This window comes from Labrenzia sp. ATLA3 (assembly GCF_057180185.1).
The window spans coordinates 199,143-214,856 of sequence record NZ_JBXUKV010000004.1; the positions used below are offsets into that span (position 1 = coordinate 199,143).

A 15,714-nucleotide genomic window follows, 5' to 3' on the forward strand; every position below is an offset into this window, starting at 1 on the left:
ACTCCACCGTTGGGTCCGTTACAGGATCTTGTAGAGTGTCGGGTCACGCCTCAGAACGTGGTGGAACACCACCGCCCCAATGTGAAGGGCGAACAAAACCAGCAGGACCCAGGCGCTCCAGGAATGAATAGCCGAGAGCGTTCCGGCAATGTCCGGCGATTTGCCGATCGGGCTCCAGACGGGAATGACGCCGAACCAGCTCAGCGGGAAACCATGCGCATTGGTCGCCAGGAACCCACTCACGGGCATGATGATCAGGAACAGGTAGAGCAGACCGTGCACGGTGGCAGCAGCCATCCGTTCCAGCGCTGGCCCCTCCTCTGCCGGCTTGTGAGCGAGAAGCTTGTTGCCCACACGGACGAGCATCAGCCAGAGCAACAGAAAGCCGAAGCTTTCGTGCAGCAGGTAGAAATCCAGGGACACGTCGCTCTTCACGAACTTGATGACATAGCCCAATGGCCATGTCGCCAGAACCAGAGCAGCAATTATCCAATGCAGGATCCTTGTCGTTCCGGCATGACGGCTCTCCGGTGCAAGCGGATGCGCGAAAGTTTGTGAGGTCGTTTCCGGGGAAGTCGGCACTGTTATTGTCCTTTTTATGATGTCAGCAGCTGGCTGTCGGTCATGGGGTGCCCGGTCCTTTCACGATCGGTCACCCCCGGTCGGAGGTGCGCTAAACGGCTACCGTTATCATCAGTGTTTGAAGCAGTCCGAAGCACAGATACTGACACATCTTACCTGCGGCCTTGTCCAAGCCCCTGTGACGGGAGACACAGCAAAAACAAACCGAACACGTCCGGCGCGACAAAACCGGTAAATCTGCACAATAACAACCTGCAGAGGTCGCATACCCACCGGATATGACGGTTAATCTACAGATTAGAGCGCCTTTTGTCAGTGACAAGCGTTTCCGATGAAACGCTATTTACCCAATATCGACTTCAACTATGTCGCGTTGATCAGAAGATCTCGAAAATCGAAAACGTCCCGAAACCCCGGAACACAGTAAAAAGCCGCCGGAGCTACCCGGCGGCTGATATTGATCAGGAAGTGCGTTTAACGTCACCGCACCAAAACGTTCCGGAACTGCCAGGGATCCTTGGTGTCGATATCTTCCTTGTAGAAGCCGGGCCGCCCTTCTAGCGGTGTCCAGTCCGTGTAATAGCCCTTTACAGGACCAAGATAGGGCGACTGGATTTCAAGGCAGCGCTTGTAGTCCATCTCGTCCGTCTCGACGATCCCGGCCTCCGGGTTTTCCAGCGCCCAGACCATGCCAGCCAGAACAGCCGAGGTCACCTGAAGACCCGTTGCGTTCTGATACGGCGCCAGTTCCCGTGTTTCCTCTACGGACAACTGCGAGCCGTACCAGTAGGCGTTTTTCTTGTGGCCGTAGAGCAGAACGCCGAGTTCATCGATGCCATCCTGCAGTTCACTCTCGTCGAGAACGTGCAGCGTCTCCTGAACCTTGCCCGCAGAGCCGAACAATTCGTGCAGGGAGAGTACCGCAACGTTTGCCGGATGATAGGCATAGTGGCAGGTCGGGCGATAGCTTGTCTTCTTGCCGTCCCGCACAGAGAAATAGTCTGCGATCGAAATCGCCTCATTGTGCGTGACCAGGAAGCCATATTGCGCGCCAGGTGTCGGGCACCATGTCCGGACACGGGTGTTGGCGCCCGGCTGTTCGAGATAGATCGCGGCCTTGCAGCCCTTCTTGTGCTTCTTGGCGTTTGCGGGCTTCCAGGTTTCATGCGTGCCCCAGCCAAGTTCGGCAGGCTGGAAGCCTTCGGACAGGAAACCTTCCACTGACCAGGTGTTCCAGAATTCACCGGAAGGCTTCGGTTCCTTGGCCCGCTGGGTATCGCGTTCGGCAATGTGAATGCCTTTGACACCCACCTTCTTCATCAGCTTCGCCCAGCCTTTCTGACTGGTCGGCTCCTTGAATTTGACGCCGGTATCGGTCGCAATATCGACCAGAGCCTTCTTCACGAACCAGGACACCATGCCCGGGTTGGCCCCGCAACAGGAGACCGCCGTGGTACCACCGGGGTTCTTCTTCTTTTCCCGGCGTACGGTTTCACGCAGCGCGTAGTTGGTCCGGTCGGCTGCCGTGGCGGTGTCGTCGAAGTAGAATCCTGGCCAGGGCTCGACCACCGTGTCGATGTAAAGCACGCCCAACTTGCGGCAGAGCTTCATCAGGTCCAGCGATGAGGTATCGACAGACAGGTTGACCACAAAGCCCTGCCCCTCGCCCTCGGTGAGCAGAGGCGTGAGAACGTCCTTGTAGTTTTCAGGTGTCAGCGACACCTTCTCGAACCTGTAGCCCCGGTCCGTGACAAGCTTGGCATCGGCATCGACCGGGTCGATCACGGTGAACCGGTTTTTGTCGAAGTTGAAATGACGCTCGATCAGCGGCAGCGTTCCCTTGCCGATGGAACCGAGCCCGATCATCACGAGAGGGCCGGTGATGGTGCCGTGAACAGCGCCCTTGCCGGCAACGGTTGCGGCCTTGGAGGCCGGGGCTTTCGAAGTTGTGGACTTCACCGGAGCTGCTTTGGCGGAACCAGACTTACCGGAAGCAGGTTTCACCGCTCGCCTTGCAGGAGCTTTCGCTTCGCTTGCCTTGGCAAGTGCTGCTTTGGCGACCGATGCGGCTGGTTTCTTCGCCGCGGATTTGGCTGGAGCAGTCTTTGAAGGACCGGAAGTCTTGGCCGGCTCTTTTTGGGGAGCCTTGGTGGCAGCCGCCTTTCCCGTCGAAGTCCTCCGGGCTGCAGCTTTGGCTGCGGCCGGTTTGGCCGAGGCGGTTTTAGCGGGTGCGGCTTTCCCAGATGAGGCTGTGGCAGACGCAGCTTTGCCAGACGTCGAATTTGCAGATGTCGATTTGGAGCTTGCAGGCTTCCGGGCCGCAGGTTTGGACGCAGCGGTGCGCGGTGTGGTCTTGCGCCGCGTGGCCGGCTTTGCAGCGGCCTTTGCCGCCGGTTTCTTCGGCGCACCGTCGTTGGTGTCGTCGGTCATATGCGTAACTCCAATCCTATCCGATATGCCGCCCTCACCGTGTCCGGAGGGTCCGGCCCATTGGGGTATCCTTCATACAGAAAAGCGCACTTATTGCGCCATTGTAACGTGTGGCTGGTTTCTGCAGGAAATTCAAGTCTTCCCGAAAAAGCTTAATCAAGGAAAGACAAACGAACTTCTCCGGACCTTCTAGGCAAAAGACAGGCCCCGGCTTGAAAAAACAAGAGACGGCGGCGAAAAAGATCGCCGCCGTCCTCTTCAATGTCCTGACGTTCAGACTGCTTGCGACGCCGGGAAAACCTCGTCCCGCGCCGTTGGCGCCGCCATCGGGTCCAGCACGCCGGCCGCTGACAGAACGCCTTCCAGCCCGGCTATATGCCCCGGAGCGAACTCCAGTCCGAGAAACCGGTGATAGTCCACCGGGCCTGGCAGCGCGACCTTGTCGAGAAGGCCGGCTGCAAATCCGAAGCGCGTGTAATACGGCTGGTCGCCGACCAGGATCACGGATCCATGGCCAAGCATGGCTGTCTGGTTGAGGGCGTGCCGCATGAGGCGGTCCCCGACCTTCAGTCCCCGGCAGCCCGGATCGACGGCAAGGGGTCCAAGCAACAGGCTTTGCGAGCCGTTGCGGTCCGCCACAGACCAGAGCCTTACCGTTCCCACGAGCTTGCCAGATTCGTCGATCGCGGAAAATGCGAAGACCGGAAGCCGGCCTTCACGCAGACGCTCGGAGGTTTTCCTGAAGCGGTCCTCACCGAAGCAAAGGTCAAGCAGACCCTCGCGGGCGCCGGTGTGATCCGGCGCCTCGTCCACAATATCAATCATGGCACTTGCCTCAGATGACGAAGGACGCCAGCGGCGCGAAGCCGTTGAAACCGACCGTGGAATAGGTCGTGGTGTACGCACCACAAGCCTCGATCAGCACCTTGTCGCCAATGGACAGGCTCACCGGCAGTTCATACGGCGTCTTTTCGTATAGAACGTCGACGCTGTCGCAGGTCGGGCCAGCCAGCACGCAAGGTGCAGTGGCGTCACCATCGCGCGGGGTGCGGATCGGATAACGGATTGCCTCGTCCATGGTTTCGGCAAGGCCGTGGAACTTGCCGATATCGAGATAGACCCAGCGCACGTCATCGCTCGCGGATTTGCGCGAAATCAGAACGACTTCCGCTTCGATCATGCCGGCGTTACCCACCATGCCGCGGCCCGGCTCAATGATGGTGGACGGCAGACGGTTGCCGAAATGCTTGCACAGCGCCTGGAAGATCGCTTCGCCGTAGGTCGAAACGCCCGGGACGTCTTTCACGTAACGGGTCGGGAAGCCCCCACCCATGTTGACCATTTTCAGTTCGATGCCGCGGAGCGCCATTTCCTGGAAAACGCCTGCTGCCATGGCGAGAGCGAGATCCCATGCGGTGAGGTTCGCTTGCTGGGAGCCGACGTGGAACGAAACTCCGTGGGCGACAAGGCCGAGCCGGTGCGCATGCTCGAGGACGTCGGGCGCCATTTCGGGGTCGCAGCCGAACTTGCGGGAGAGCGGCCATTCTGCGCCGACGCCGTCGCACAGGACGCGGCAGAAGACTTTGGAGCCAGGGGCAACGCGGCTGATTTTTTCGACTTCTTCGACGCAGTCGACGGCGAAGAGGCGGACGCCATACTGATAGGCACGCGCAATGTCCTTCTCCTTCTTGATGGTGTTGCCGTAGGAAATGCGGTCTGCGGATGCACCGGTTGCCAGCACCATTTCGATTTCGCCGACGGAGGCGCAATCGAAGGAGGAACCAAGGCTTTCCAGGAGCGACAGGATTTCAGGTGCCGGGTTGGCTTTCACCGCGTAGTAAACGGAAGTGTCCGGCAAGGACTTGGCAAATGCTTCGAAATTGTCGCGCACGATGTCGAGGTCGACAACAACGCACGGCCCATCTTCGTCACGTCGGCGGAGGAAATCGCGGATACGGTCGCTCATGAGGGTGCCCCTCTTTCTCAATCTCAGCCGCAGGCGCGCTTCTTCTTGGCGTGCGCGCTGCGTTCACGTCGCAGGGTGCTGCAAAGCGCACCGGGCCTCCCCCGGGATGGAACCGGAGGCCGGGTTGACTGCAGCGACGGTTGGGCAATGCGACTGACAAAACAGTACAAAGCCGTCCCGCGTCGGGAAATGCCGTTGATTGGATCGGGAAAACCGAACCGCACGTCGGGCAATGATGTAACAAGTGCCTCTTTAGTGACCCCGGAGGTTGGAAACCCCGGCAGAGACCAAAAAAGCCCTCTTACGTCGTTGCTTTAAGCCGTCCGGATCTCAGCTGCCCCGCCCCTTGGCGGATTGTCTGGCAGCAGCCCCTTAAGAGATGTCTGGAACGACACCCCATGAACGACCACGGGCACGTGCGAATTTGGGCAAGGCGTATATGCGCGCGTTCGCCCCTCGATGCAATAGGAAATTTTGGGTTGCAGCCAATTTTTTTCACGAGAAAGCCGTCAGGCCACTTTTCGTCCGAAAGCCTTGCCCTGCTTTAACTATTTCGCAAAAAATGTGACAGTTCCGGCTGACGTTTCATCGTGTTTTGCTCATCCGTACAACCACCCCGCCGCATTGACACGTGAAGCACGAAAAGTCAGACAAACTGTCCATCACCCACCAGATCCACCCAGCCTGTCGGGAAAGGCACTTGCATGAAGATCGGGAAGCTCGACCACGTCAATCTGCGTACCACGCGGCTCGACGAGCTGATTGCCTGGTATGGCGACGTTCTGGGGATGAAACCTGGCCCGCGCCCGGACTTCGCTTTTCCTGGAGCCTGGCTTTACGCCGGAGAAGCAGCGGCCATTCATCTGGTCGGCATAGAAGGGCCGGTAGCCACCGGATCCGAGACCAAGCTGAAACTGGAACATTTCGCGTTCACCGCTTCAGGCCTTGAAGCGTTCGAAGCCAGGTTGACCGAACGCGGCGAACATTACCGCCGTTCTGTTCAGCCCGGCACGGGAACGGTTGCCATCAATGTCTGGGACCCTGACGGCAACCATATCCATGTCGACTTCGCCCCAGAGAACTGAGGTTTCAGCCGCCCCTAAAACGACTCGAAACGGATTTGCTCCTGCGGGACACCCGCGCGCTCCAGCCCCTCCTCCAGCTCCGCCAGAAAGGCCGCGGGTCCACAAAGGAGGTATTGCGTATCCGCGCTGCCTGAAAGCGCCACCAGACTGGCTGCCGATATCCGGCCAGCGTGATCGAAATCATGCCCGGGACTGTCCGACGGCAGCGGCCGGGTATAGTGGGTGACGATCTGAATGTTCGCCTTGCCCTTGACCAGCGCCCGCACTTCCTCGCGGAAGGCATGATGATCACCATCGCGAGCGCTATGCACGAACCACACCGGCCTGTCCTCCTCCTCACCCACCAGCTGATGCAACATGCTCAACACGGGCGTGATCCCGATACCTGCGCTCACCAGCACTAGCGGGCTTTTCGTGTCAGGCAGGGCAAAATCACCGGAGGGCCTTCCAGCATCCAGAAAACCGCCAACCTGAAAGACATCGTGCAGGATGCGCGAGACCAGCCCTTGCGGCTCGCGCTTCACGGATATCCGGTAGCGACCGTCAGACGGATCGCCGGAGAGTGAATAGCTCCGTTGTACCTTGCCGAGACCAGCTGGCAAATGAAGCTCCAGTGGCAAATGTTGCCCCGCCCGAAACGGCGCCAACGCCCCTCCGTCGCGCGCCTCGAACACGAGTGATGTCACATCGGCGCTTTCCCTGTGCCTGGACGCCAGCCGCAAGGAACGGATCGCGTCAGCGTCTTTCTGCCAGCGCAGATGAAGCGCGGACGTCAACTCGACAATGCTCTCGATTTCGAACGAGACCAGTTGACGTGCGCCCGGAACCTTTGCCGCTTCCGCCTTGTCCCAGATTATCGTCGCCCGGCCCGTCATCTGCAGCAAGCTGCCGGTGCTGAAATCCAGAAACAGCAGACCGGTGCGCGGATCGCCAAGGATGTTGCCCAGTGTGTTGTAGAACTGGTTGCCCGCGTAATCCGGAAACCGCAGGGTACGATCGTCAAGCACCTCGACGAAACCACGCTCGCCGCCGCGATGGCTGACGTCCATGCCATACGCCGGATCGTCCCCCTCGCCCCGGTATCCGGTTGCGATGAAGAACGTATCGGCCGACCTGACCCATTGCTGTTGCGAGGGGCTCAGGACGGCGCTGCGAACGACCTGGGCCGTGGTTTGCTCCGTACTCCAGCGGACATCTCGCGCCCGGATATATTGCGGGCAGTTGCCAAAGGACTGGCCAACCGAGAACCCGAACCCTTCTGTCCCCGCACGCGAGACTTTTCCGTTCACCCTGTTACGCCGCCGGGTCGTAAGTTCGATGCCGATAAACCCCACATCGGCTCCTTCGGAAAAGGCGCCTTCCAGCGCGTCGCCCTCGACCGGCAGCGCAGACACCGTCAACGAGCGCGCGTCGGGCGAGCGCACGAACCCCGGCCAACCTTCCAGGACTGTCGCCCAGGGGCGGCCATCGGCATCTCTTGCCGATGCGACCATGAACATCTGCGCCTCAAAAAAGGCCCGGTGCTGATCGGGCATGGCCTCGCGGATAGCACCGCGCGCCCAGAGTTCGACATCCCGCTCGCCAAGGCGTTCCTGCACACGGCGCTCGCCGTCATGAAACGGAGAAGGGAAGACCGGCCTGTTGGCGGTGTCATCGATCTCGGCCATCGTTAAATCCTCTCGGTGCATCCAGGATCGTCAGATGCAGGCCCTTGCTAGCAAGGACCCGCAATGCGGGAAAACGTCAGGCGGCAAGGCCTGCCTTGCTCGACGGCATGGCCACAAAACCCGGCAAGGCCTCGATGCGCTTCAACAGTCCGCGAATGCGCGGATAGGGTTCCAGCGAGACGTTGCCTTCCGGTGCATGGGCCGTGTAGCTGTAGATGGCGATGTCGGCGATCGTCGGACGGTCTCCAACGAGCCATTCGCGACCATCGAGATGGGCTTCCAGATTATCAAAAGCCACCTTGGCAACAGACTTCGCGCGTTCCGGATCGAGCGGCGCTCCGAAGACGGCAATCAAACGTGCCGCGCCCGGGCCGCTGGCAAGTTCACCGGCGGCAAAGGCCAGGAAGCGATGCACTTCCGCTTCCAGATACGGATCTGTCGGCAGCCAGTCCGGCGCATATTTGCGAGCCAAGTAGACGAGGATCGCGTTGGAGTCCGCGAGAACGGTCGTACCATCTTCAATGACCGGAACGAGGCCGACCGGATTGAGCTTCAGGAACGGGTCGCGTTTGTGCTCACCGTTGACCAGGTCGACCTCGACCAGCTCGTAGTTGATGCCGGTGAGGCTGGAAAAGAGTTCCACCCGGTGGCAGTGACCGGAGAGCGGAAAACGGTGGATCTTGATTGCGTTGGACATCGCCAGCTTCCTCTTGCCTTTAAGGATCTTTCCGCGGCCGAAGCCTCTTGGTTCGGTCCGCTGCCCGCAATATGTCACTCGCCCTGATTGGAAATAATCTTCGAATTCATTCAATGATTATGTACAATTCAGGGATAATAACCTGACGCACCGGCTCCACCGAGGACAAGAGTGATGGACAAGATCGAAACCATGCGGGCTTTTGTTGCGGTTGCGCAGGAGCACTCCTTCACTGCCGCCGGGCGACGGCTCGGCCTGTCGACCAAGCTTGTCAGCAAATATGTCCAGCACCTCGAAAGCCAGTTGAAGACACAGCTCTTCAACAGAACCACGCGCAGCGTTTCCCTGACCGATGTCGGCACCGCCTATCTGGAGCATTGCCGACCGATCCTGGAGCAACTCGACGATCTGGATTCGCTCGTGCGCGAGCGACAGGGGGCTCTGGCAGGCCAGATCAGACTGACTGCCCCGACAGGCTTCGGCAGCACACGGCTGAGCGAGGCCCTGGTGCCCTTCCTGCGCGAGCATCCCGATGTCGAAGTCGACATGCGCCTGTCAGACCACCGGCTTGCCTTGGTGGAAGAAGGTCTCGACCTGGCGATCCGCATCGGCGCCCTGCGGGACTCCACCCTGATCGCCCGAAAACTTGCCGGCATGCCGCTGGTTCTGTGCGCCTCGCCGGATTATCTCCAGCGTCACGGCAGACCGCAGGACCCAAGTGCCTTGTCGACCCATGTCTGCCTTGTCGACAACAACCAGACGGACCTCAACATCTGGCGGTTCCATTCCGGCGGCAAAGAGCATGTCGTGCGGCTGAACAGCGCCGTGCGCTCGAACTCGCCGGGTGCTCTGGCCCGTATGGCAATGGGCGGTCTCGGCATCACCATCGCGCCGCTTTACGCCATAGAGGACGCCCTGGAAGCCGGACGACTGGAGCGCGTGCTTCCCGATTTTGAGACAGCCACCTTTGGCCTTTACGCGCTCTATCCACCCAACAGGCATCTGACCCGACGCGTGCGCGCGCTGATCGAGCATCTGGCGGCTGAATTCAGCTCCCGCTGGCCGGACTGACCGGCGACGGCCTCACAGGAAAGAACAGTTCGAAGCTGGCGCCATCGTCACCCGGAAGCAGGCTGATCGATGCCCCATGGGCCTTCAGAAGCGCCTGCACGATGCCAAGCCCCATGCCGGTGCCGCCGCTCTCCCGCCGGGTGGTAAAAAACAGATCAAAGATCTGGCCCTGATTTCCCTCGGAAATGCCCTCACCATTGTCATTTACCTGAACCGTGAGGCCTTTCCCGGATTGCTCGGGACGCATCGCGACCCTCGTGGCGCCGTGCCGACGGGAATTGTCGATCAGGTTGTCAAACACGATCCGGGCATTTTCCGACGACATCGGCAGGTCGGCCTCTCTGGTCAGGTCGATTTCCAGCCCCTCGAAACGGCCTTTGAGCGCGGCAAGGACGTCGCTGAGCCGGCAACTCCCGCCAATCTCGACACTGTCGGCCCGCGCAAGATCGCGAAGCCGGTTCAGCAGCTTCGACGCCCGCTCCGTGTCGCGCAGGATGTTGCCGAGAAATTTCTCACGTTCCGCAGGGCTGAGATCCCCGCCCGCATCCTGCAGCAATTCCGCCGCGCCCTGTATAGCGGTCAGCGGCGTCTTCAGTTCATGGGTCACATGATTGGCGAAGGTGGAAATATAATCGTTGCGCTCGAACAGCTTGCGGGACATGCCGAGCATGCTTTCCGACAGCGCATGGATCTCGCGGTTGCCGTGAATGGCCAGCGGCTTCAACGCCTCCCGTTCGCCATTACCGATGGCGAGCGAGCGGCGGGTGAGCGCCCTGATCGGCCCGGTAATCGCGCGGGCAAAAATGAAGCCGACAACGAAGGTCGCGGCCAGCACGAAGACCACCATCCAGAAGATGGCCTCCCGTTTCAGGAACATTTCCTTGAGGATATTGCTGGGTGTCCGGGAAGCGTAAACGACGCCTGCGATCCTGTCGTTCACGATAATCGGCATCGCGACAAAAACGCGAACGCTGGTTCCCCGGCTGATGGAGTAGATCGGCTGCGGATTATCGACGATGCGTTCGCGCAGGGCACTGGCATAGCGCCCGGTGAGCGCCTTTTTGACCTCCTCCACATGCGCGAGCGACAGGCCGAGATCCTCACGCCCGGCAATGATCACCCCATTGAAATCAAGCACCCGGAACCCGGCCAGAGTTTTTTTCTGGGTGTCCTGCAGGATGCGTTCCACCGCTTGTCCGGCCCACAGATAAGCCGGATGCGGTGGTTCGGCAGCTGGGCGTGGCGCACCTCTCCCGGGCAGAACCTTTGTGCGCGTCAGATCCAGTTCCGGAAGTTGCGGCGCCCAGCTTCCGCCCGGCTGGCGCAAATAGATGCTGCGGCTGCCCGGAACCTCAGCCGCCTTGGCGACTTCGGGCCCAAGCGGCAGGCCGTCCTTCCCGACCTCTTCAAGACGCTGTGCCGTTGCCGCTGCAATTGCGGCGGACTGGCCAATCAGCTCCGCTTCCGTGGTCTCGATAAGCTGATTTTCATAGACGCGGAAAAAGGCGATCCCGGCAAGCGGCACCAGCAGCATGATGCTGAGAACTCCCGCCACCACAAGGGAGAGCGGCGGCCGCCATTTGTCACGGAAAGTGCGGGACAGGATCATCCGCTGGTTCCTGTCTCCACCCGGCAGGGCCCGAGCCGGAAGCCGACACCATGAACGGTCTCGATGGCATCGCCGCAGCCGGCAGCGCCGAGCTTGGCGCGGATGTTGCGGATGTGGCTGTCGATGGTTCTGTCCGAAACGTGGATATTGTCTCGGTAGGCGCTCTGCAGGATCTGCTCGCGGGTAAACACGATCTTGGGCCGGGCCAGCAGGGTGGCGAGGATATCGAACTCGATGGCCGTCAGCGTCACCGGCGTTTCGCCGACACTCACATGGCGCTGCGACCGGTCGAGCTCAACCGCTCCGAAGCGAAGCGCCGGCAGATCCTCAACCGTTTCGGCAACAGCGGGGGCGCCATAGCGTTTCAGGATCGCGCCGACCCGTGCAATCAGCTCGCGCGGGCTGAAAGGCTTGGTGACATAATCGTCCGCGCCCAGTTCCAGCCCGACGATCTTGTCGATCTCATCGTCCCGGGCCGACAGAAACAGGATCGGCACCTCGGTCGTCCGGCGCAAATGCCGGCAGACGTCCAGCCCGTCCATCTCCGGCAGGCCGATATCCAGTACGATCAGGGACGGATTGCACAGAAGCGCCTTGTCGAGCGCTTCCTTGCCGTCAACGGCAACTTCAAAAACGTAAGACGCCTTTTGAAGCGCGAAACAGATGACGTCCCGAATGTGCGGGTCGTCATCAACTACAAGAATGGTTTGACCTGGCAATTGTCTCTTCCTGAAAAACAGCTCCCGCAGTCACCTGCGGAAGCGTTACCAATAGCGAAGCGCGGATCAGGTTTCCAGCCACCAGCCATCCCGGCGCAAAGTACGGGGCAAGGCAAGGTCCTGCTCATCGCGCAGCTCTGCCTGACCGCGGAACCGGGAAAGCTGTACCTTGTCCCGCAATCTGCGGAAGCTATTCGCCAGTTGAAGCCGGAACCGGGCAGCCACAGCCAGAAGGACCAGCATCAGGCCAAAAATGCCTTCGGGCTCCGGCGCCGAACTGCCGGACAGGTTGAGGGAGGGATAGGCATTGGTGGAAACGCCTGCAACTTGCGGCAAGGGCACGTTCTTGTGAGACGCTGTGGCGGGTGCGCCATTCACCACCTTTTCGGACACGGCCACAAAGGACGTGAACCGGGTCTGGAGCGAATAGGTCAGTCCAAGATCCACGATTTCCTGCTTCAGTTGCGTGTCGGTGCTGCCGCCGATGGTGTAGGCGCGTTCCTTGTCGAAGATCTGCTCGCGCGCCCAGATCAGCGGCAAGGCTCGACTGGAAACCGCGTCGCCGTCGACAGAAGGCTTCAGGTCGATTTCAAGCGGCAATCTGGCGGCATGCCCATTGACGAGGCCATTGATGAAGATCGTGTGCCTTCCACCGGCAGTGTAACGCCCCATCACGCGCACCGATCCGCCTTCGAACAGATCGGGGATCCGGGCCGGGCTCTGGCCCTCGACCTTGAGCCCGTTCCAGTCGATGGAAATATCTGTCAGAAGCGGTGTCTTCAGGTTTGCGGCAAGACTTTCGGCAGCATCACCGGCGTCTTCTCCCAAAGCGACATAACGGGCATACCCCCGGCCCTCGGTCGCCATCGCATCCAGCAGGAACCGGTTGACGGAGTTGCCGACGCCGAAGGCATAGATGCGTGCCTTGCCGATACGCTTCGCGACACTTGAGATCACAGTCGCCTCATCGCCGATATAGCCGTCGGTCAGGAAGACAACGATGCGGGTGGTGTTGTCCGGCTGCGCCTGATCGAAGGCCGTGTTGACGGCCCGGTCGATCTCCGTTCCACCGCCAGCCTCCAGAGAGGACACGAACTTGAGAGCCTGCCGCTTGTTCCGTTCGGTTGCCAGCACTGCATCTCCGGCAAATTGGGATGTGTTGCTGGAAAAGCGAAGGATGCGGAAATAGTCGTCCGGGCGCAAAGCCTTGATCGCTGCGCTCATGAAGGTCTTGCTGGCTTCCATCGGCTGCCCGGTCATGGATCCGGACGTATCCAGCACGAAGACAAGCTCACGCTGGCCGATCATGTCTTCAGCCGGAAGTTTCGGCGGCTCGATCAGGAGCGAGAAATAGCCTCCACCGTCCGCTTCGTACCGAGACGAGGCGCCAGCGGCGACATCGCTTTGTGCGGCAAGCTCATAACGCAGCACGAAATCCCGGTTGTCGATGGCCCTGCCGGACTTGAATCGGACTGTCTGCATGTCCCCCTGGCTGGAAACCTCCAGCGCATGGGTATCGCTCGACAGCCTCGAGACAGGCATCGGTGCCTTCAGAGCAAGCTCCAGCGACACGCGCATGGGGTCGATTTCCTTCGGAGCGTTCTGCCCGATGACCTTGGGATAGGCCGGAAGCTTGTCGATCTGCCAGCCGGAGACCGTCTCGCTGTGCTTGAACGAGGCCTGTTTTGCGGAGACAGACCCGTCCCCCGCAATTTGAGGGTCTCCATATCCGGGACCATCATCCTCCGGAGCAGACTTGCCGTCTTTTCCCTGTAATGCCTGCACGGGGACTTGCGCCCCCAGGCCCTCGTAACGAGGCCCAACCACCATTGGCATCACCAGTTCATAGGCGCCGTCGATCTTGGGAACGGTCTGGGCGTATTCCAGCGTCACCTTCACCGGACGGCCGGGCATGAGATGGGCAATATCCTGGGTGAACATGTTCGGCCGGTGCTGGGTCAACAGGGCAGCGGCCTTACCCTCCCGTTTCGCCTTCTCGAAGGTTGCCTTGGCCTCCTCCTTCTTCTTGATCCGGGCCACGATGGTCTCACCGTCGAGATCCATTCGCATGGCGTGGATGGCCGCCTTCTGGTTCAGCGGAAACAGGTAGGTCGCATTCAGCGGCAGCTTGGTCGGATTCAGGAACGTCTGCGTCAGCTCAACGTGGGCGACATCGCCGTCAACCTCGACCCTGTAGTCGGCCTTCAGCAGGGGCAGATGGATCTCCTTGCCGCCTGAAGTGGCGACCACGGTTCCGGACAGATCATCGAGATCAGGCTCAGCAGCAGCGGGCAGCACCGAAAGCGTGCTGAAAACAGCGGCCAGTGAGGCTGCCAGAGAGCTGACAGACACGTATTTGGTTAGGAACATCATATGCGTTTCTCCTTTCGGTCGGGGGCAATGCGGGAAGTACGGGTGTTGAGATCGAGAGCGGCCCCGGCGGCTGCCTCGAAGGTGGCGCGCTGCGGTTCGTCCAGCGACCAGGGCGTGATCCGCTGAATGCTGGTCCAGGTGGTGCCGGGCCGCTTCAGCCACAGCCAGATCGCTTCGGCGATGTTGTGGGTCGACTGGCCGGCGCTGGAGACAAAGGTGACGGCAACCCGCCAGTCGCCTCCGGTTTCCGAACGGGCGCGGTAGAGCGCTGTCGGAACCGGTTCAAACCGGGAGCCGAGAAAGGTCACGTCAAAGCCGAGTCCGCGCAGGCAATCGTCCGGGGCATGAAGGTGACGCAGCGGCGAGGACGTATGCACCAGCGTCAGCGCCATCGGGCCATAGCGCCGCTTCTGCGCGTGGCCGCCATATTGCTGGAAGTACCGCTCCTCAATGGGCAGCAGGGCTTCGTCTATCCCGACCTCGCCTGCCAGCGTCGACGGCAGCGGCTGGGGCCGGGTGGAAGACGACACATCAAGGGCCTGCCTTGGCAGGCTGACGATGAAAAAGGCAAGGCTCAGGAACACCAGTGCGGACATGTTCCGCATGGGCCGCGACAGAACCGGCAAGTTGAAGAAAGCCCGGGTTCCCCTCAGCTCGGTGGACCGCGGCTTGTAGAAGACCAGCACAGGTGCCATCGACAGGGCGAGCGTCAGATAACCGATGATGTCGTGCAGCGGCTGCGCCATGACATCGGCACCAAAGACCTGTCCCGGATAGGCTATACCAACCGCGAGCAACGCAATGCGCAGGGAATTGCCGATGAGGCTCAGCCCCAGCGCAATGAAGGCCCAGAGCGTCGCCGTCAGCAGGTTCGGCCGATAAAGCGCATTCAGGATGACCAGAAACGCCATGGCCAGCATCAGGCCTGATGTACCCGAACAGGGCAGGTCCACCAGAACGTCCTTGCCGGCAAGGCCGATCCGAATGCCGGAACAGGAGAGGTCTGAAAAGAAAAGGCCAAGGCCGCCGCAGGAGAGCTTTGCCGACAGTTCCTGAAGCGGATAGCCAAGCAGCCTTTGGAAAATGCGCTCGACCGGCAAGGTGAACAGAAACAGGACCGACAGCCAGAACGGCGAGAGGGCCCGCTGTCTCTCGCCTGTCCGAAACAGGGTCGCCAGCGCAAAGACATCAATTGCCAGCGCCAGTCCGCCGATCACGTTGATCGCCAGAACTTGGCTCGCCAGCCGGATCAGCGCGGAAACCAGCAGAAGCAGAACCGCCATCTGCCTGTGGCCAATCGAATTCTGCCGGACCGGGCTCGTCAGAGACCAGAACGCCAAAGCCGCCAGCGCGGCCAGATAGAGCGCGCCGGTCGACGGATAAGACGGATCGGTCCAGGTGCCGATCAGCCAGCGCAATGGCTCATAAGCAAGGATCAGCGAGGCCAGGAGAAAGGCCAGAGACGTTGGGGAAGTGTTTGCCAGACGGGTCATGGCACCTGTTGTGCCAAGCCCG

Annotated in this window: 13 protein-coding genes; 3 read left to right on the forward strand and 10 right to left on the reverse strand. The window is 60.6% G+C overall.

Annotated features, from left to right (window positions below; all coding sequences use genetic code 11):
- Positions 1-18: 18 nt before the first annotated feature.
- Together AC2A6O_RS12360 and AC2A6O_RS12365 are read right to left on the reverse strand one after the other, a co-directional pair.
- Positions 19-582 carry a cytochrome b gene (locus tag AC2A6O_RS12360; RefSeq protein WP_148586419.1) on the reverse strand — a complete coding sequence of 188 codons (564 nt, stop codon included), beginning with the start codon at positions 580-582 and terminating at the stop codon, positions 19-21.
- 480 nt (positions 583-1,062) lie between these two features.
- Positions 1,063-2,448, reverse strand: a complete 1,386-nt coding sequence (locus AC2A6O_RS12365; RefSeq protein WP_148587314.1) for a homospermidine synthase — start codon at positions 2,446-2,448, stop codon at positions 1,063-1,065.
- A gap of 103 nt (positions 2,449-2,551) precedes the next feature.
- Between AC2A6O_RS12365 and AC2A6O_RS12370 the strand changes: the two genes are divergently transcribed.
- The gene (locus tag AC2A6O_RS12370; RefSeq protein ID WP_498927368.1) at positions 2,552-3,205 is read left to right on the forward strand and encodes a hypothetical protein; all 654 of its coding nucleotides are present in this window, start codon (positions 2,552-2,554) and stop codon (positions 3,203-3,205) included.
- An 80-nt stretch (positions 3,206-3,285) separates the two neighbouring features.
- Here AC2A6O_RS12370 and AC2A6O_RS12375 read toward each other — a convergent pair whose 3' ends face one another.
- Both AC2A6O_RS12375 and AC2A6O_RS12380 read right to left on the reverse strand, forming a co-directional pair.
- Positions 3,286-3,837 (reverse strand): GNAT family N-acetyltransferase, encoded by a 552-nt coding sequence (locus AC2A6O_RS12375; protein ID WP_148586417.1) that lies wholly within the window; start codon positions 3,835-3,837, stop codon positions 3,286-3,288.
- A gap of 10 nt (positions 3,838-3,847) precedes the next feature.
- On the reverse strand, positions 3,848-4,978 hold the full coding sequence (locus AC2A6O_RS12380; RefSeq protein ID WP_148586416.1) for a type III PLP-dependent enzyme: 1,131 nt from the start codon (positions 4,976-4,978) through the stop codon (positions 3,848-3,850).
- A gap of 704 nt (positions 4,979-5,682) precedes the next feature.
- On the opposite strand from AC2A6O_RS12380, the gene AC2A6O_RS12385 reads away from it, so the two are divergent.
- A complete protein-coding gene (locus AC2A6O_RS12385; protein WP_148586415.1) occupies positions 5,683-6,063 on the forward strand; it encodes a VOC family protein in 381 nt (126 codons plus the stop codon).
- Between the two features lie 14 nt (positions 6,064-6,077).
- Here AC2A6O_RS12385 and AC2A6O_RS12390 read toward each other — a convergent pair whose 3' ends face one another.
- Together AC2A6O_RS12390 and AC2A6O_RS12395 are read right to left on the reverse strand one after the other, a co-directional pair.
- Positions 6,078-7,730, reverse strand: a complete 1,653-nt coding sequence (locus tag AC2A6O_RS12390) for a pyridoxamine 5'-phosphate oxidase family protein (protein ID WP_498927371.1) — start codon at positions 7,728-7,730, stop codon at positions 6,078-6,080.
- Positions 7,731-7,806: 76 nt separating this feature from the next.
- The gene (locus AC2A6O_RS12395; protein WP_498927373.1) at positions 7,807-8,427 is read right to left on the reverse strand and encodes a glutathione S-transferase family protein; all 621 of its coding nucleotides are present in this window, start codon (positions 8,425-8,427) and stop codon (positions 7,807-7,809) included.
- A 174-nt stretch (positions 8,428-8,601) separates the two neighbouring features.
- Between AC2A6O_RS12395 and AC2A6O_RS12400 the strand changes: the two genes are divergently transcribed.
- Positions 8,602-9,498 (forward strand): LysR family transcriptional regulator, encoded by an 897-nt coding sequence (locus tag AC2A6O_RS12400; RefSeq protein ID WP_498927375.1) that lies wholly within the window; start codon positions 8,602-8,604, stop codon positions 9,496-9,498.
- Here AC2A6O_RS12400 and AC2A6O_RS12405 read toward each other — a convergent pair.
- From AC2A6O_RS12405 to xrtT, 4 genes are all read right to left on the reverse strand, one after another.
- Positions 9,476-11,107: a sensor histidine kinase gene (locus AC2A6O_RS12405; RefSeq protein WP_498927377.1), complete on the reverse strand. Its 1,632-nt coding sequence runs from the start codon at positions 11,105-11,107 to the stop codon at positions 9,476-9,478. The genes AC2A6O_RS12400 and AC2A6O_RS12405 overlap by 23 nt on opposite strands.
- Complete coding sequence (locus tag AC2A6O_RS12410) at positions 11,104-11,826, reverse strand: response regulator (RefSeq protein ID WP_498927379.1); 723 nt, start codon at positions 11,824-11,826, stop codon at positions 11,104-11,106. Before AC2A6O_RS12410 ends, AC2A6O_RS12405 begins: the two co-directional genes overlap by 4 nt.
- Positions 11,827-11,892: 66 nt before the next feature.
- Positions 11,893-14,199, reverse strand: a complete 2,307-nt coding sequence (locus AC2A6O_RS12415; RefSeq protein ID WP_498927381.1) for a VIT and vWA domain-containing protein — start codon at positions 14,197-14,199, stop codon at positions 11,893-11,895.
- On the reverse strand, positions 14,196-15,692 hold the full coding sequence (gene xrtT, locus AC2A6O_RS12420) for an exosortase T (RefSeq protein ID WP_498927383.1): 1,497 nt from the start codon (positions 15,690-15,692) through the stop codon (positions 14,196-14,198). Before xrtT ends, AC2A6O_RS12415 begins: the two co-directional genes overlap by 4 nt.
- Positions 15,693-15,714 lie beyond the last annotated feature (22 nt).

Excerpts from the sequence above, each read along its gene's own strand:
- AC2A6O_RS12365 (WP_148587314.1), bottom strand. The coding sequence starts at position 2,448 with ATGATCGGGCTCGGTTCCATCGGCAAGGGAACGCTGCCGCTGATCGAG.
- AC2A6O_RS12375 (WP_148586417.1), bottom strand. The coding sequence starts at position 3,837 with ATGATTGATATTGTGGACGAGGCGCCGGATCACACCGGCGCCCGCGAG.
- AC2A6O_RS12380 (WP_148586416.1), bottom strand. The coding sequence starts at position 4,978 with ATGAGCGACCGTATCCGCGATTTCCTCCGCCGACGTGACGAAGATGGG.
- AC2A6O_RS12385 (WP_148586415.1), top strand. The coding sequence starts at position 5,683 with ATGAAGATCGGGAAGCTCGACCACGTCAATCTGCGTACCACGCGGCTC.
- AC2A6O_RS12390 (WP_498927371.1), bottom strand. The coding sequence starts at position 7,730 with ATGGCCGAGATCGATGACACCGCCAACAGGCCGGTCTTCCCTTCTCCG.
- AC2A6O_RS12395 (WP_498927373.1), bottom strand. The coding sequence starts at position 8,427 with ATGTCCAACGCAATCAAGATCCACCGTTTTCCGCTCTCCGGTCACTGC.
- AC2A6O_RS12400 (WP_498927375.1), top strand. The coding sequence starts at position 8,602 with ATGGACAAGATCGAAACCATGCGGGCTTTTGTTGCGGTTGCGCAGGAG.
- AC2A6O_RS12405 (WP_498927377.1), bottom strand. The coding sequence starts at position 11,107 with ATGATCCTGTCCCGCACTTTCCGTGACAAATGGCGGCCGCCGCTCTCC.
- AC2A6O_RS12415 (WP_498927381.1), bottom strand. The coding sequence starts at position 14,199 with ATGATGTTCCTAACCAAATACGTGTCTGTCAGCTCTCTGGCAGCCTCA.
- xrtT (WP_498927383.1), bottom strand. The coding sequence starts at position 15,692 with ATGACCCGTCTGGCAAACACTTCCCCAACGTCTCTGGCCTTTCTCCTG.